The organism is Colwellia sp. PAMC 20917 (assembly GCF_001767295.1).
Lineage (GTDB): Bacteria > Pseudomonadota > Gammaproteobacteria > Enterobacterales > Alteromonadaceae > Colwellia_A.
Genome location: NZ_CP014944.1, coordinates 884587 through 901198 on the forward strand (window position 1 = coordinate 884587; position 16612 = coordinate 901198).

10 protein-coding genes are annotated in these 16612 nt (G+C 39.1%); 3 read left to right on the forward strand and 7 right to left on the reverse strand.

All coding sequences use genetic code 11. The features are described 5' to 3' along the window. Window positions 1–26: 26 nt before the first annotated feature. Together A3Q34_RS03780 and A3Q34_RS03785 are read right to left on the reverse strand one after the other, a co-directional pair. The gene (locus tag A3Q34_RS03780; protein WP_070374135.1) at window positions 27–3278 is read right to left on the reverse strand and encodes a di-heme oxidoredictase family protein; all 3252 of its coding nucleotides are present in this window, start codon (window positions 3276–3278) and stop codon (window positions 27–29) included. A gap of 489 nt (window positions 3279–3767) precedes the next feature. Then, window positions 3768–5276: an MFS transporter gene (locus A3Q34_RS03785; protein ID WP_070374136.1), complete on the reverse strand. Its 1509-nt coding sequence runs from the start codon at window positions 5274–5276 to the stop codon at window positions 3768–3770. 538 nt (window positions 5277–5814) lie between these two features. On the opposite strand from A3Q34_RS03785, the gene A3Q34_RS03790 reads away from it, so the two are divergent. Beyond that, window positions 5815–7641 (forward strand): glycoside hydrolase family 3 protein, encoded by a 1827-nt coding sequence (locus A3Q34_RS03790; protein WP_070374137.1) that lies wholly within the window; start codon window positions 5815–5817, stop codon window positions 7639–7641. Window positions 7642–7708: 67 nt separating this feature from the next. Here A3Q34_RS03790 and A3Q34_RS03795 read toward each other — a convergent pair whose 3' ends face one another. From A3Q34_RS03795 to mgtE, 3 genes are all read right to left on the reverse strand, one after another. Beyond that, a complete protein-coding gene (locus A3Q34_RS03795; protein WP_070374138.1) occupies window positions 7709–9436 on the reverse strand; it encodes a nitrilase-related carbon-nitrogen hydrolase in 1728 nt (575 codons plus the stop codon). A gap of 177 nt (window positions 9437–9613) precedes the next feature. Then, a complete protein-coding gene (locus A3Q34_RS03800) occupies window positions 9614–10456 on the reverse strand; it encodes a phospholipase A (protein WP_157470793.1) in 843 nt (280 codons plus the stop codon). 348 nt (window positions 10457–10804) lie between these two features. Then, window positions 10805–12160: a magnesium transporter gene (mgtE, locus tag A3Q34_RS03805; protein ID WP_070374140.1), complete on the reverse strand. Its 1356-nt coding sequence runs from the start codon at window positions 12158–12160 to the stop codon at window positions 10805–10807. Between the two features lie 715 nt (window positions 12161–12875). Between mgtE and A3Q34_RS03810 the strand changes: the two genes are divergently transcribed. Next, window positions 12876–13577 (forward strand): hypothetical protein, encoded by a 702-nt coding sequence (locus A3Q34_RS03810; RefSeq protein WP_157470796.1) that lies wholly within the window; start codon window positions 12876–12878, stop codon window positions 13575–13577. A 24-nt stretch (window positions 13578–13601) separates the two neighbouring features. Here A3Q34_RS03810 and A3Q34_RS03815 read toward each other — a convergent pair whose 3' ends face one another. Together A3Q34_RS03815 and A3Q34_RS03820 are read right to left on the reverse strand one after the other, a co-directional pair. Next, the gene (locus A3Q34_RS03815) at window positions 13602–14558 is read right to left on the reverse strand and encodes an alpha/beta fold hydrolase (RefSeq protein ID WP_231907422.1); all 957 of its coding nucleotides are present in this window, start codon (window positions 14556–14558) and stop codon (window positions 13602–13604) included. Window positions 14559–14693: 135 nt separating this feature from the next. After that, window positions 14694–15362 carry a glutathione S-transferase family protein gene (locus A3Q34_RS03820; RefSeq protein WP_070374143.1) on the reverse strand — a complete coding sequence of 223 codons (669 nt, stop codon included), beginning with the start codon at window positions 15360–15362 and terminating at the stop codon, window positions 14694–14696. 180 nt (window positions 15363–15542) lie between these two features. On the opposite strand from A3Q34_RS03820, the gene A3Q34_RS03825 reads away from it, so the two are divergent. Beyond that, entirely contained in the window at window positions 15543–16367 is an 825-nt protein-coding gene (locus A3Q34_RS03825; RefSeq protein ID WP_070374144.1) for an AraC family transcriptional regulator, read from the forward strand. Window positions 16368–16612 lie beyond the last annotated feature (245 nt).

Genomic DNA, 16612 nt, shown 5'->3' on the forward strand with positions numbered 1-16612 from the left:
ATAATCAATTTAATAAGCTGCTGATTTTATAGTGATTTTAAAAAGGCTATTAATGAAGCTTCGTCAGCATCAGAAAGTGCTTCATACTTAACTTTAGAAGCTTCTGATTCCCCACCGTGCCAGAGAATTGCTTCATCAATCGTTCTCGCACGTCCGTCATGTAAATAACTATGCTCGGGCGTACAAACTTCATTACCTTGGCCGCCAACGGGGTTTTCTACACCTCCAGTAACGCAAGCCGACAAACCTATGCCCCATAGCGGTGTTGTTCGCCATTCAGCCCCTGTAGCGTTGCCCTCTCCTAAGTTGTCAGCAAGACCTTCACCCATATCATGTAACAGTAAATCGGTATAAGGATGAATAGTTTGATCTCTTAGTTCTGTAAACGGATGATAAATACTGGTTTGCAGTGTTGCGGTATGACAATCCACACAACCAATACTTGAGAATAACGCTTGTCCTTGTTCTACCTGAGGATCATCAAGGCCACGTTGCGCTCGTACACCCAACAATGCGATGTATTTCACTAAATTGTTCAAGTGCTGGTCGCTTATTTCAGATTGGTCATGACCACATTCATTTCTTTCTTGTTGAGCAGAACCACAATCTGGTGATGGGAGTACAGAGGTCATTACCCCCATATCAGTATTAAACGCTGCGGCAACTTGATGCTTTATACTTGATGTAGCGGCTTTCCAACCAAAACGCCCAAGGCGAATATCTTGGGTTTCGGGATCGATAGCACTTTGCGCTTTACCTGAAATACCAAAGGGAGCAAATTCATCATTGACGTCAGCCATCGCTAAAATAGTTTCTTCAGGAATGGCTTCTAATAACCCTAGACCAACAAGCTGAGGTGCAATACGCGCTGAGAATTTTTCTGGCGTACCTGTTGAAAACTTATAATTAGGTGAACGTAATCCATTAACCTCAGTCCATGATTCAATAACTACCGTTCCTTCGCTTTGTACGCTTCCCGTATTCGATGGCTGTAAAACATCACCACGCTGGGCATCGGGATTACCATCAGCATCAGCAATTTTAAAGACCCATTTATCTAATGCCTCACCAATAGGTGCCGGAGCTGCCCTACCATTACGTTCATGACAACTTGCACAGCTATGATTAACAAAATGCGTACCTGACTTACCTACCATTTCTGAAAAAACACCATTGGCTGGGTCTTCATCATGTTTACCATCAACAAAAGAGGTATGGTGAATACGCCTTCCTAAAACGAACGTTTGCCCATTTAAACTTGATAAATTAGTTGCCATTTGCATGAAGTGATCATTAGGTTCATTTGTATATTGATAAGATAATGTGGTATTTCCACCTAACCAACCTTGTTTGGCAATAGGATGTGAGTTTTCACGCTCTGATGATTTATCATCAAAATCTCCGACTGCTTTCCAAGGAGCCATGCCACCTTTACCGACTTGATAAAGATAAGTTGTGCCGTAATAATTTGACCGCCCCTCAGGAACGCCCAATAAAAACTGACTAACTTCAATTTCCATATGTTGGCCAATACTGAGGTTTTCTGTGCTGCCATTAAGCCCCCGAAACTCATTAATGGTTACTGAATATTTATATTGATCGCCGCTAGTACTTGTTTGCACAAGGTCGTCATCGTAACTACCGTGACCGACCGTCACAACGTTAGGCTCATAATTACCATGGTATTCAGCAACGGTATTCATTCCTGAGTACCATGCTCTAAATTCTAACGCCTCAAGCTGCCATTGTGTTACCCATTCAATTAAAATAGATGAGCCGCCTTTAGCCACATAATCGGTGAATTTATAGCGCGCTGTTCTATGGGTCCAATAATGAGAAAGGTAATGATCGTATTGCTGAAATTGATCTTCTTTAGCATGACGATCACGTCCTCTGTCAGCAAACATGGTGACCACAGCATCATTAGTTTCATAAATTAAAGCATGTTCTTGTGCCGTGCTAGAGGTATAAAGTGGCACAATATCACCAAAAAGTCCGTATTCTTGAAGGTTCCAACCCGCTATAGCCGCACCTTCAATGGTTCCTTTCTCGCTATCACCTTTAAAAAAGTATAACGGTTTGCCCTGATAGGCAACTTGTGTTGTGCCATCATTTCGATTAATGATTGATAAATTTGGCACACCAGAAGCGACACCATCAGTCACTAGAAGCGGAGGCCAATTAACCGCACAACCGTCGTTGCAATGACTGCCGTCAGATCCAATGTCATTATCAAAGGTATATAAGCTAAAACCTGGCTTTTGGCTGTCTTCACCACCAACAAGAATATCGTTGTTAAACGCCACTTCAATTAACTGTTCTACGGCTTCACAGCCGAGAAAATCGACAAAGGTACCCATAGGTGTATCTGGACAATTATCCAGATTATTAAACACGCCATCACCATCTGAGTCAGCGCACCCCACCTCATTAATTTCTGTATTTTCAAGCGTATCTGGACACAAATCTAGGTCGTTACCAATACCATCTAAATCATCATCAATAACCGCTGTTATTTGCAGCCAATTAATATTGAATGAACCTGCGTTTATCGCTAATCGTAAGGTAAAAGTACCGCTTGTCGTTAAAAACGAATTAACCACATGGGTTTCAAAGGTTTGCCATCCCCCCGTGTTAGTAACATTGTCACTACCAATTGTATTGCCATTTATCGACAGCGTATAGTTACCACCGCCTGAATCTGAAGCCACGCGGCTGCTAATGGTATAAGTCCCAGCACTTAAGGTTACCGAGTATTCTAGCCATTCTGTTGCTTGGGTATAACCAATATTGTAACCGCCGCCCACATCAGTGGTAACTTCGATATCTACAGCGTCATTACGGTAACTAGCTCCGCCTTCATTGCTCGCCGTGGTATCAAAATAGCTGATGTAATCTTCTGCTTGGACAAGCACATCAACAACCTCTTCAATGACCGCACAGCCAGAGCTGTCTACCCTTGTATTGTCTGGAGTTTCAGGACATCTATCATCTGCATCTTTAACACCATCATTATCACTGTCCGTATCGACACTAACAATAATGATTTCGCAACCACTGGCATCTACAGTGGTATTGGCTAATGTATTAGGGCACGAATCGACTTGGTCGAATACTCCGTCGTTATCAGTATCTGCATTGATAGTCTCTTTTTCTGTTGGAGTTGACCCACCTCCACAACTTATTAGCGTACTGAGTAATAACAATGAAAGCATTTTTTTTGAAAAAACACTTAAAGCTCCTGTTAGTGCACTAAGATTTAATGTTAATTTGCTCATTATTTTATTATTCTTCTATTAAAATATTCAATTAAGTCAATGATTAACCGGCTTAATGAATAATTTGGTTTATAACGATCCCAAAAGATAAACAGTACTGCTGCACTTATATCAATAAGCGTTAACTCTGCATTTTTGAATTATCTTACTGTCGAGCATCCTATAAATAGTCATGTTCAGACTTGAATATTTTTAGCACAATTATTGGTCAAACAGCATCGAAATACGGTCAAAGGGGGGTAGGAAAAGTTGAAATGGATAAAGGATATGAACAAGTACTCATGATAAGCTTTTGTTATCACCCATACAAAAAATTACTTTAACTTTATTTAAAACAATAACTTAAAACAACAGCTTAAAACAACAACTTAAAAAACAGCTTTATTTTATTTCGTATTTATTTTAACTAAAAAAATACAAACCTCACAAAAATAAAGCTGATTGTATATCTACATGATTAACTATGTAGATATACAATTTATAAGTGCCTTAGGCAGGCGTAACACCGTCAGTATTTTCATCTAAGTCATTCACTTCAGCCGCCATTTTTCCTCGACGTCCCTCAAGTTTACTGCGGGTATCATGAGCCATTTTCTCAGTAATAGGGTAAGTAGCGACCATCCAAATAGCAACCACTGAACAAAGTACAGGCACAAGTACATCAGCTAAGCGCATATAAAACAGCGTATCAGCAGATTGGGCTCCACCTAACGCAACATCAAAACCTGTTGCATGAAGTAAGAAGCCACCAGCTGCCATCGCCGCCGCCAAGCCTAATTTAACAACCCACCAATAAATTGAGCCAAACATACCCTCACGTCGTTCACCGGTTTCTAATTCATCAAGATCACAGACATCTGCAACCATAGATCCCATTAAGGTGAACAAGCCGCCTAAACCAAAAGAGAAAAATATCGGTGGAATAATCACTAACATAGGATTTTCAGGGGTGAAACACACCCATTTCAATGCATAGCCAAAGATAGAAATTGCGATAGTAATGAAAAAAGCATTTCGCTTCCCTAACCAGCTTGATAATTTAGTGACAATAAAAATAGCACAAGACGTTGAAATAAATGACACCGTACCCGCCCAACCGACATATTCAGCACCTAATGCTTGATCGCCGCCAAAGACATAATAAATAATCACGTAACTTTGAAAAGCTGAAACCATCATAAAACCGTTGAACACTAAAAAGGTTGCGCCACATAAACTAAGGAAAGGCTTAAATTTAAGTGTAATTAAAAAGCCCTTAAAGAAATCAGTAACGGCATAACTCAAGCTTCTTGGTTTTATTGGTGGTGCATTCGGGTCAATAATCGTTTTTGAAGTTGCTATGGGTGTAAAGCGTTCAGTAAGAAATATTGCCGGTAAAATACCGACAATAATAGTAAATAGCCCAATAATTACGGCTAACCAACTGGCACCTTCAATCATATCGCTAAACAGCGATTCATTTTGCATAAACAATAAGAACCAAGGTGCAAATAACCACGCAAATTGCCCCATAAAATTCTGTACAGCCATGATACTGGTACGCTCATGATAATCAGGCGTTAATTCATAACCTAATGCAACCCAAGGTGTTGCAAAAATAGTATAGGCTAGATAAAAAATGATAGAACCAATTAAAAAGAACCAAAAGTAAAACTCTTCACTTTGGCCTCTCGGTAATTGCCATAACAAGGCAAAAGTAATACCTGCGACAATAGCCCCCCAGAATATATAGGGTCTGCGTCTACCCCATTTTGATCTTGTGTGATCGGAAATATAGCCCATTAACGGATCAGTAAAGGCATCGACCAAACGAGGTAATGCGCCTAACAAACCGACTAAAGCCGGATTCATACCTAAACCCAAGTTAAGCACTATGGTCATAGTACCAATCGCCGCACCTAATAAGTTATTTACGAAAGCGCCGAAGCCATAGATAATTTTTCTTAGCGTGGAAATTTTATCTTCAGTCGCGGTTTGATAATGTTCTTGCGTACTCATAAAGCGCTATTCCGTTAAAAATGATTATTGAATGAAACTTTAACCTAATTAAAATTTAGTGAAAGGTTTCAATTATAAATGTCATTTGACACTATATAATTGTAAATCTTAAACAATATAAAAACGATGAATCGGTCATTGTGGGGCGATGAAATGGTCACAATGAGCTTTTTAAATTGATATAATTTTTTTTACTGGCTCAAAAGTCAAATAAAAGTATTTACTGAAAAATTGATAAAATCCCAATAATCTCAAAATAAGTCCACCCTACCGTATTTTAGTTGTATCCATTTACATTCGTAATAGTCTGTCAAAGTAAACTAATTTATAAACAATATGACTAAGATTAATTAACCGTTTAAATTTATATTTTTAACTTCATTTGAGAGATGCAATACCCGTAAATATTAGTCAGCAACGAAGCAACGCTGAGGATGTAGATAGAGCGTTTTACGTGTCTGCTTTGCTCACTTAAATGACATTAAAATAAGAATTGGCAAAATGAAGCAATTAAATAATATCAGGATAACTCAATATTATGCAGCTACTACTTAGTCAGCCGTCAATAAAGGAACAAGTTGATGAGCTAATGTCAAAAATGACATTAGCACAAAAAATTGGACAAATGACCCAAGCTGAACGACTAAGCTGTACGCCTGATGATGTCAGAAAGTACCATTTGGGTTCGGTATTGAGTGGCGCAGGTTCATTACCCGAAAATAATGATCTTAACAGTTGGCTAAAAACGACCGATAGCTATTGGCAAGCATCAATGGTTAGTGACGAAAATCATTTAGCAATCCCCTTACTCTATGGTGTTGATGCCATACATGGTCACAATAACCTGAAGGGAGCAACAATATTTCCGCACAATATCGGTTTAGGTGCCGCCGCCGATGCTGATTTAATAGCACGCATTGCACAAGTCACACGAAAAGAGGTATTAGCGAGTGGCGTCGATTGGGTCTTTGCACCCAACCTTGCTGTTGCACAAAATAATCAATGGGGGCGCAGCTATGAAAGCTACGCTCAAACGCCAGAATTAATTAATCAATACGCAAGTGAAATTATCAACGGCCTTCACGGAAAGCTTGCTGGTGAAGGCGTTATCGCTTGTGTCAAACATTGGGTTGGCGATGGAGCTACAACGCATGGTATTGACCAAGGTGATGCTAATATTTCTTGGCAAGAACTCAACAATACCCATATTAGCCCCTACATAAGCGCTTTAAAAGCGGGGGCAATGACAGTTATGGCGTCATTTAATAGTTGGAATGGCAACAAGTGCCATGGTCATAAATATCTGCTCACGGATGTACTGAAACAACAATTGAATTTTTCTGGTTTCATTGTTTCTGACATGAATGGTATTGATTACCTCTGTGATGATTTTTATCTCGCGGTTGCTCAAGGCGTTAATGCCGGCATCGATATGTTTATGCTGCCCGAAAACTGGCAGCAATTTATTCACCATCTTCATAACCATGTTGAATTAGGAACTGTGCCTATTTCAAGAATTAATGACGCCGTCCGCCGGATATTATCAGTAAAATTTGCCAGCGGCTTATTTAATTCGCCTCGACCTAGTGAAAGGATTTGGGCAAATAATGTTAGTTTTGGTGCTAGTGCGCATAGGAATATTGCACGAGAAGCGGTCAGAAAGTCACTTGTGCTGTTAAAAAACAAAAAAAACACACTGCCTTTAAAAAAGCAGGCTCGTATTTTAGTTACGGGTAAGAATGCTGATAATATCGGTCATCAGTGCGGTGGGTTCACTATTGATTGGCAAGGTGTATCAGGAAACGATCAATTTGAGGGAGCCACTTCTGTCTGGCAAGGCATTTCAGCGGTTGCGCCCAATGCGGTATTAAGCCGTGATAATGATGTTTCAGCAATATTGGCAAAAGATCATGATATCGCTGTGGTGGTTATCGGTGAGTACCCGTATGCAGAAGGCCATGGTGATATCAGAGATTGTGAAAACCTTATTATAGAAGCAGGGTCACAAATAAACGGTCAAGTAAATATTTCAGCGCCCTATGGCAACTCACTAGCATTAAAACAGTTACACCCAGAAGACTATCTATTGATAAAAGATATTAGTGATAAGGGCATCCCCCTGGTTGTTATTTTGATCTCAGGGAGAACGTTAATCATTAATGACGAATTAGATAAGTCAGCAGCATTCATTGCTGCTTGGCTTCCTGGCTCGGAAGGCCAAGGTGTTAGTGATATGCTCTTTGGCGAGTTTAATTTCCAAGGAAAGCTGTCTTTTTCTTGGCCCAAAAAAACCTCAACAGAAAAGAAGAAAAATAACACCAAACCACTCTTCCCCATCGGTTATGGTTTACGTTACAAAAAATAAAATAATGATATTCACTGGCAATAAATCCTACGATGATGGTGCACCCACACTTAGTGAGCACCCACCATCACTTAGAGCAACTGGCAATAGGATGGACTAATGCTTTGGTGATTTTTCCCTGTTGGTGTTTAACCAGTGGTTGATTAATATAGCCAGTAAATTTAGCTGACATACGTTCAGATATTAAGGTAGCGCCTGAGCTTAAATTGGCAATAAACCCCGTAGACTTTTGTAGTTTTTGTTTCTTTTTATTGGCGTTATCACTCAGTAAATCGACCGATAAGCAGCCCGCAGCAAAGCTCTGTTCACGACTCGCTGCAAGAATACAAATTCTATGTTCTGCGGCACGCGATAACAAGCAATATTCAACCTCACCTGGCTCTTGAATTTCAAAAGGCACCAGTAATAAGTGAACTTGATTCAACGCCGCTACGTTAACTATTTCAGGTATGGTTGCGTCATCAGCTGTTAGCATAACAAGCTTGATATTGCCTTGCTCTAACGGTAATTCTACAAGAGTTAACGCATTTCCAAGTGGTGTCCACTGGTATCGTTGGCAAAAGTGTAATTGTTGCTGTGTTGCCAATAAGCCTTGTTCGCTTATTAACACTGCCTGATGTGCGCCATCAATCACTAAACTAGTACACACATATTGAAAAGGTCTCAGTACTGAGCTGATTTGTATAATGAGTTGTTTACTCAACGAGGTTATATCGGCGAGTTGCTCAGCATTATTCGTTATGGTTTTATCTGCAATAAAAAATAACTCAGGCAATTGAATAATATCACTGAGGTTGTTTTCAATGTAAAAACAAACATCTTCAATGGCTTGTTCATTAGACTTATAGGTTGCAAATATTGCGACATTCGCCGTTTCGGGAACCTTGTCACTATCCACATGCTTAGCCACTTTTTTTATCGGTAATGTTAGCGCTTGATAAAGTTCAGGGCGTCGTTGTATAAAGACATCAGTGCCATCAGGTCGGCATTTGTTATTTGGTGCTATCGCAGAATTTTCTAAATCAATATCAGCAAATACAAAACCTGCTTCATTATGGTTCATTTTAGCGAGTACTTTACCCTCAGGAGAAACTATTTGGCTATGACCTGCGCCACTTAGAGAACCCGTTGCTGACAATCGACCAATTTTATTTGCTGTGGCCAAAAATACTTTATTTTCACATGCTCGAGCTGGATCATGTAAGTGACTTTGATCGTGGGCAAATGTGCTTATTGAATTACAGAATAATTGCCCACCTTGTAAAGCTAATTCACGAGAGGTGTTAAAGGTCATCGTGTCGCTCCCCATTAACAGTCCAATTTTTGCTAGCGGCGTTAAAGTTAACGTAGACGCCTGATTTGCACTAAGAAAAAAATCATTTTCACGACCTTCTAATTCTTGTTTATCGACTTGGTCAAGGCGTTGCCCAAACGGCGAAAATAAACAAGTGGTTATACTAACACCTGCTTTAATCGCATCCTTTTTTTGTTCAGGTGACCAGCTACTTGCAGCATCACGCCTTAAAGTAACGTTTATGACTATGTAGCAGTGATGCTTTTTGGCTTGCTGTGCAATAGCCAGTAAAAAAGGACCGTCAATGTCTAAAGCTTGATGCCAAGCCTGACTACGGTCCTTGTACCCTGGTTCGGTATGGCAAAAAAGTGTATTACAAAATTGAGGTAACACTATGAGTGCTGGCTGACAGACGGCCGCCTCATTTATCATACGCAGGCAGGTTACTTGATTTTCTTGAACATCCAAAGTGGTGGCAAATTGAGAAACGGCGACTCGCATGATATTTTTTTCCGGATAATGGGCTGGTGCAGTGATGCAAGCTTAAAGTCATAACTTTAAGCGAGGGGATATTATACTGTTAAACATTGCAGCCCAAACTTTCGACAAACTTAAGGTTGGGCTAACAATTAATGGTTTAGCAAGAGTAGGCGATTACACCTTATGGCGTTGCATTACTTATAAAAATTTCATTTGCATGCCCAAACTAATACGCTGTTGATGACGGTCATAGTCGATAAGTGAATCACCATAACCATTAAAGTACTGTATCAAGAAGTCATAACCTTCAGTCAATGAATAAGAAAGATTTAGTTCGACACTACCTTTATTATCACTCAATTTAAGATTATTTCGCACCGCAGTGAAAAGGTTGAATTTGCCTAGCTGAGTACCAACACCAAATTCCATATGCCCAAGATAGTCTGTAATATCTGGATTGTCATCACCAATCACAGAAAGTGGTGTTTCTTTTTCATCTTCAGCTAGTCGATGCCAAGCTTTTATATAATAAAAAGCACTTTCGTCACTAAACACTAACGAAGCAAAAACTCGGTTCCAACTGCGCGATGAAAGACCACTTTGACCATTGGATTGATGATTGATGCCAAACTGAACTTGATTAAACTCAAAGCCTAATATGCTGTGATTCTGTTGCCAACTGTAAAATAATTCAGGTTCGTAATTTGTTTCTCGAAAAGGTTTAGATGCCTCACTGTTGTACAATTGCCAATACGATACTGCGGTAAAACCAAAGTACAGACCTGAAGCATCAGTCGTTGGTAAATATATAGGAAACTTGATGCTAATTTGATATTTAGCCTCTACATTATCAACATTATCATTAGTTAACTCTTCAACCGTGCGGGTACCTGGTTTACTAATATAGGAGACTGGCAGTAGGTAATTTAATCTATGTTGCGAAATAGCAAAGGGGTTAGCGGTTGTTTTCAAAAGCGCTTGTTCTCTTTTCTCTAGAATAGATTTTTCTTTTTTTGTGGCGACACTTACTTCTTCAGCCATTAATAACTGAGGTAAAAAAAGCAGGATTAAGCATAAGGTTTTAGTTATAACTGTTGGTATATGGACGTTGTTCAAGTGTTATTTCTCATAAAAATTTAGTATAGGATCGACTTATCAATCAATGTTTAAAGGCATTGTGATAGTCGCTCAGTTTATTTTTCGTCATTCACTGTTTTGTTATTAAGTACTTAAACAGGGGTTGATTAAGTACATTGTTAACTAGAGTTAATAATAGCCATAATAACAGGTAAATCCAATTGGGTCAGTCAAACTTATTTGTAAAAGTAGTTTACATAAGCACCAGGGTGCGGCTTATTGGCCTTCTGCTGATGATTAAAACAAGGCTAATTAAATCAAAATATAAGTCGCAGTCCCTAAAAAGATTAAAAAACCAACCGCATCGGTTATGGTTGTTAAAATAACACCACCCGCAATGGCTGGGTCTACACCCAGTTTTTTCAATATTATAGGTATAAGCGCACCTGAAAGCGTGCCAGTAAGGCTCACAACAAAAAGAGCCAGCGCAAAAACGCCCCCTAACTGCCAATCGTCGTACCATAAAATAGTAATTAAAAAGACCACTGCAGCCCATAATATGCCATTAATAAAAGAGACTTTTAATTCATGAATGGTCAGCGAAACAATATTGGCACTACTGACTAAATCACGCGCAATACCACGAGTAACTACGGTTAACGTTTGGCTACCTGTAACGCCCCCCATGCTTGCCACTACGGGCATTAGTACCGCGAGCGCGACAAGTTGCTCTATTGATGCTTCAAAAAAGCCAATGACCCAAGCGGCCACAAAGGCGGTGATTAAATTGGTGCCCAGCCAAATAGCTCGATTAAAAGAAATATGAGAAACAGGGGCAAACATGTCGAGCTCTTCATTAAGGCCGGCGGAGGCCAATAAACGCTGCTCTGAATTATGTTTTAGTACATCGATAACATCATCAACCGTTATTCGCCCCAACAAAAAATTATTTTCATCTACAACGGGCGCAGAGATTAAATCATGGTCTTCGAAAATTTGTGCAACCTGAATGGCTGATTGTAACGAGTCAATCAAGGGCACATCATTTTTCATTACGTCGCCAACCGACAAGCTATTGTCCATTGAAACCAAGTCACTAAGATATAAGGTTCCTTGTACCTTGTTATTCCTGTCAACAACAACCAGTTGGTCAAGTTGTTCGGGCAACATACCTTCTTTTTTTCTTAACTTACACAAATACCGATAGACGGCTTTAAGACTAACATCCTTTCTGACCGCCGTAGCGTCAACATCCATCATACCGCCGGCTGTATTATCAGGAAAAGAGGCCACTGTCTGGTAACGCTCTTTTCGCTGACTATCCATGGCCTCAACCATAGCGGTTACTACAGGTAATGGTAAATCAGCATCAATGTCGGCTAACTCATCCATTTGAAGCGTCGATAAACATTTAAGTAAATCAGCTTCGCTGGTTTTTTTAATCAGAAATTGGCGCAGTTCGCGGTGTACAGAGAGTAAGACTTCACCCTTGTAATTTACCGGGATCAAACTCCAAAAATCATCGCGATATTTATTGGGTAGTGATTCGAGTAATCGGCCCAATTTAGCCGGATGGTATTTCTCTATTGAAATTAGCAGCTCTTGATCGTCTTCTTGCTCTAATGAATGCGTTAATTGGCTAACAAGTTTGGTAAAAGTATTGCTCATAGGATCCACTTATAGTGATTAATTCAACATTTACTGGAAAAGGCGTGCTTAGCAAGTTGCTTGAGCGTAACTTAGTCGCGATCACCACTGACATCAAGGCTTATTAACAGATCAAGCTATTGCTTGAAAAGCCCGGCTAAAGTTATGTAAATAAAACACTTACTTTAGGCGCATAACAATAAGTCATTGCTAAAAGCGTGAGCCAGTCACTAGGCATTAATATAGCGAGGATAAAAATAATTTTAACAAGATACATATAATAATGTAGACAAAGTAGCCCATTGACCCGATAAAAGTCAGGGTATTTTACATTATTTACTTAGATAAGGCGGTAAAATTTACTTGATAGATTATATATCGACTATGCACCCCCTGTTTTAGCTAGATATGGCGAAAAACAGCTGTTCAACTTCCATTGTAAATTAATAAGAACAACAAAGAGTCTTGAATAATAATAAAAGTCAGGTTTTCTCTATTCCGTGTAATAAAAAGCCTCACTGCAAACACTGAGTGCAGATAATGCTAACCGGTAAACTAACGCCTAAAAACCGTCAATAAGCCTAGTGATAATAACGCTTAAACATCGCCTGAGGTTTTTAATAACTTGGCTTACCAAGCGATAATAGCTGCAACAATTTTAATATTTAAAAATACCACACAACAAAACAATTAGAGTATACACTGAGCCAATTATTTGTATTAAACAAGGGTTACAATGAAGGAAAATATGCAGTCATTCATCGCTTTATTGTCAGCAGATGACGATAATGATTTACGCCAACATTATTTAGCTTCAAGTGAGTCGGAAAATATCATTCAATTAGCTTATCTATTTCAACAAGGAATAGCGCAAGTTGCATCGTTTGATTTTTATCAACAATTAACCACGACATTAATAACCAGTAAAATTTTACCTGTTGCGCTCATCGCACAAATTAAAACGAACGACACATTGAGTTTTTTTACCCCCGCCCTTCAGGTACAAGACAACTTTACAAAAACAGATCACAGACAGCGCAATGCTTTACATTATTTATTCGCCGGCAATAAAGTAGTCATCAGTACCCCACCTTTTATTTATTTACGTTCGATGATGTTATTTGGCAGCAATAATACCTTACGTGATGCACTGTGCCAGCGTGACCACGAAAACTTAACTCCCATTGAAGTTTATTTATCGACTAATCAAAATTTAATTTCGCTAGCGGCGCACGAACTTACCGCATTATTGGCCTTAATAGAGATTGAAAGTAAACAACAGCCCTTAGCCACAACCAACTACTCAAAGGTAATTAAAGTGGTTGCTGAATTATGTTCTCGTCAAGATAAGCGCTTTGACAGTGAGCTACAACGTCTTATCTTGGTCGCTATCTACTACAAAAAAGCCATTAACGATATCGTTAATGGCTTACACTAAATTCCAGTTGCGTTATCGCAATGATTATTGAGACTTGTTATCTTGTAAAAATTGTTTAACAACTGCTACCGTTGCCTGAGGATTTTCTTCGTGAGGTACATGCCCTAAATCATCAAAGATAACTAATTGACTGTTGATAATATCTTTTTTAAATTTCATCGCAAGCTTGATGGGGATGAGCTTATCTTTTCTTCCCCAAATGATAAGCGTTGGTACATTTATTGTTGAGATTTTTTTGGCTAAATCTCCGGGTACCGTCTGCTTAAAGCGTTCTTTTAGAGCGTTACGATTTCCTTCACGAAGCGTCAAATCATAGTACCTGTCAACTAATTCACTCGTGACTAAGTCAGGGTTTCCATAAACATTCTTAACACTTTTTTTCACCAATGATTTAGGTAAAACATTTTTCAATAACCGGCTTGTTATCGGATTTTTAGACAATTTAAAGGCTAAGGGTAAAGATTCAGACTTAAAAGGATAGCCACTTGCGTCGACTAAAATCATTTGAGAAACTCGCTCTGGATATAACACTGCCGTAGCCCAAGCAATATACCCGCCTAAAGAGTTACCTGCTAATACACTTTTTTTAACCTTTAACTTATCTAACACAGCAATAACAACTTCAGCATAATGCTCAATAGTATAATTATTTTTAGGATCGGGGCCGGTCAGACCAAAGGCAGGTAAATCGAAGCGAATAACTCTGCGTTGTGTTTTTAGTTCGTCAACCCAGCCATCCCATGTATGTAATGACGCGCTCGTACCATGAATTAGGACAATAGGCTCTTCATCAGACTTTGGTCCTTCATCTCTTAGATGTATATTCATACCGGCAATCTGCATAAATTGTGATGGCTCAGCAGCCCAGCGCTTGCTGAGTTCAGCGACAGACTTATCAGCTGCTTGATTAACATAAAGATAACTGGCAAATAAAACGACTACGCTTAGCAGTATAAACAGACTAATTTTTAAAATTCTCAAGAGATTATTGGCCTTTTTCTCTATATATTGTTGATGAAGATTGTAGCTGAATTTATTCTATCAGTATCAGCTACAATGAATAATCATCCCGGGTAAATATCCAAACGCTAACAACGCCATAATGATAAGTTGTTATTAAGCATAATCGTAATGACCTCCAGACTTAAGGGCTTTTTGATAGGCTGAACGGGCTTGAAAACGCTTAACGTAAGCGGTAATTTCTGGGTAGTTATTGTCATTTGAACTTTTGGCAACCCAAGCCTCTAGAGGAAAACTCATTTGAATATCAGCACCAGATAATTCTTCTCCAGTAAACCACTGATTATTTTTTAAATGGCTTTCGATAAAGTCTAAGTTCCCGGTAATATTTGGCCCAACATAGCCTTTCATTACTTTTTTCACAATCCCTCTAGCAATTGGCTTAACAAAAAAGGGCATCGTACTTTTCAATATTTTTTCAAAGATTATTTTTAGTAATAATTGTGGCATCAATGTTCCCTCAGCAAAATGTAACCAGTATATATACTGGCGATGTGCTTCTGTGCCAATATCGGGAGTAAAATCATCACCACCATAAGTTTGTGCAAGGTATTCAATAATGGCTCCAGACTCAGCAACAGTAATGCTACCATCAGTGATCACTGGAGATTTACCCAATGGATGTACTTTCTTTAAGGTGTTAGGCGCTAAATTTGTTTTTAGGTCTCGCTCATAACGCTTAACGTCATAAGGTACGCCAAGCTCTTCTAAAGCCCAAAGCACCCGCTGCGAACGTGAGTTATTAAGGTGGTGTACAACAATCATAGTTTTCCCCATTAAGATAAAAGCCTAAAGCCAACTATTGTACTATAAATCGCTATCATGATTTATTCGTGATGAGCGCAACCAATAGTACAATAGTGCTAAGTATATATTATTTTAATAGCTTTATTGCCCGGCGTCGCATACGATTGAACCACATAATTATACTATCGGACTATTTTAATGCTTTGGACCTCCAGTGTTGTATTACGTCGAGATATCGAGCAACACCAGCATAACCTCCATGAGTTTGTCGTCTGTTTAAAAGGTGCTGTAAGCATAACGATTAATGACGAAAGCCATCAACTTTTAAGCGGACATTCCGTTTTTATCCCTGCTCAATATCAACATTCAATCACGACAGATAAAAACACCGAAACAAAATTACTGTTTGCATGTATTGCTCCCCCGTCCTTTGATAACTTGTCAACACCCGCCAACAGTTTGTATTTAAAAACGTTATCTAAAGGAGGATTTTTAACTAACAATCTCAATTCAAGCAGCCAGCACAGTACGCAAGGAATGCAAAAAATTGCCAATGAACTCGAAATACAACCCATTTCGAGCTCACCATTAAATGTTTGTTTAAAAGAGAACCTCTACTTACGACTATTACTGATCCATATCAGCAACGCCGGTTACGAGCAGCAAGCAAATGCACAATCATCTTTGCGAATGACCAATGCTCAAGATTGGATCAACAATAATTACACTATGGATATCACTCTAGATAAGGTGGCAAAGCAAGTTAATCTATCAAGAAGTCATTTTGCTCGCCAATTTCGCCAGCACACCGGTTTCAGCTTTATTGAATACCTTTTAAAACTGCGCTGTGATGCCGTTGCTAAAAACCTTGCTAGTTCCAACACCGATATAACCGAAATTGCTTTTGCTTCGGGCTTTAGTAATCTTAGTCATTTTTACCGGCACTTTAAACGCCGCTACGGGATAACTCCCGGTGCTTTTAGGTTAATGATTAAACATCAAGGGGTAACACTGAGACCTTAGGCCGCTGTAAAATTTTTCTAGCTAAGGAGTGTTTTACCCTAAGTGTTGTCATAGATGTATTAGCGCAAATATAGACTTCAAAACCCTATAAGCTCAAATATAATAAAGTTACCCTTGCAAGGGTTCGAGATAGAGTGACACAAGATTCATGCAATGTGTTGCCAGAATACTATTTTTCAAAGTAACCACAGCAGAAATTTGTCTACGTCAGATAAATTTATCGTTTGAGAACCTGCTTAGATTCA

Coding starts and splice junctions, on each gene's coding strand:
- A3Q34_RS03780 (WP_070374135.1), bottom strand. CDS start 3,278: ATGAGCAAATTAACATTAAATCTTAGTGCACTAACAGGAGCTTTAAGT.
- A3Q34_RS03790 (WP_070374137.1), top strand. CDS start 5,815: ATGCAGCTACTACTTAGTCAGCCGTCAATAAAGGAACAAGTTGATGAG.
- A3Q34_RS03800 (WP_157470793.1), bottom strand. CDS start 10,456: ATGGCTGAAGAAGTAAGTGTCGCCACAAAAAAAGAAAAATCTATTCTA.
- A3Q34_RS03825 (WP_070374144.1), top strand. CDS start 15,543: ATGCTTTGGACCTCCAGTGTTGTATTACGTCGAGATATCGAGCAACAC.
- A3Q34_RS03820 (WP_070374143.1), bottom strand. CDS start 15,362: ATGATTGTTGTACACCACCTTAATAACTCACGTTCGCAGCGGGTGCTT.
- A3Q34_RS03795 (WP_070374138.1), bottom strand. CDS start 9,436: ATGCGAGTCGCCGTTTCTCAATTTGCCACCACTTTGGATGTTCAAGAA.
- A3Q34_RS03785 (WP_070374136.1), bottom strand. CDS start 5,276: ATGAGTACGCAAGAACATTATCAAACCGCGACTGAAGATAAAATTTCC.
- mgtE (WP_070374140.1), bottom strand. CDS start 12,160: ATGAGCAATACTTTTACCAAACTTGTTAGCCAATTAACGCATTCATTA.
- A3Q34_RS03810 (WP_157470796.1), top strand. CDS start 12,876: ATGAAGGAAAATATGCAGTCATTCATCGCTTTATTGTCAGCAGATGAC.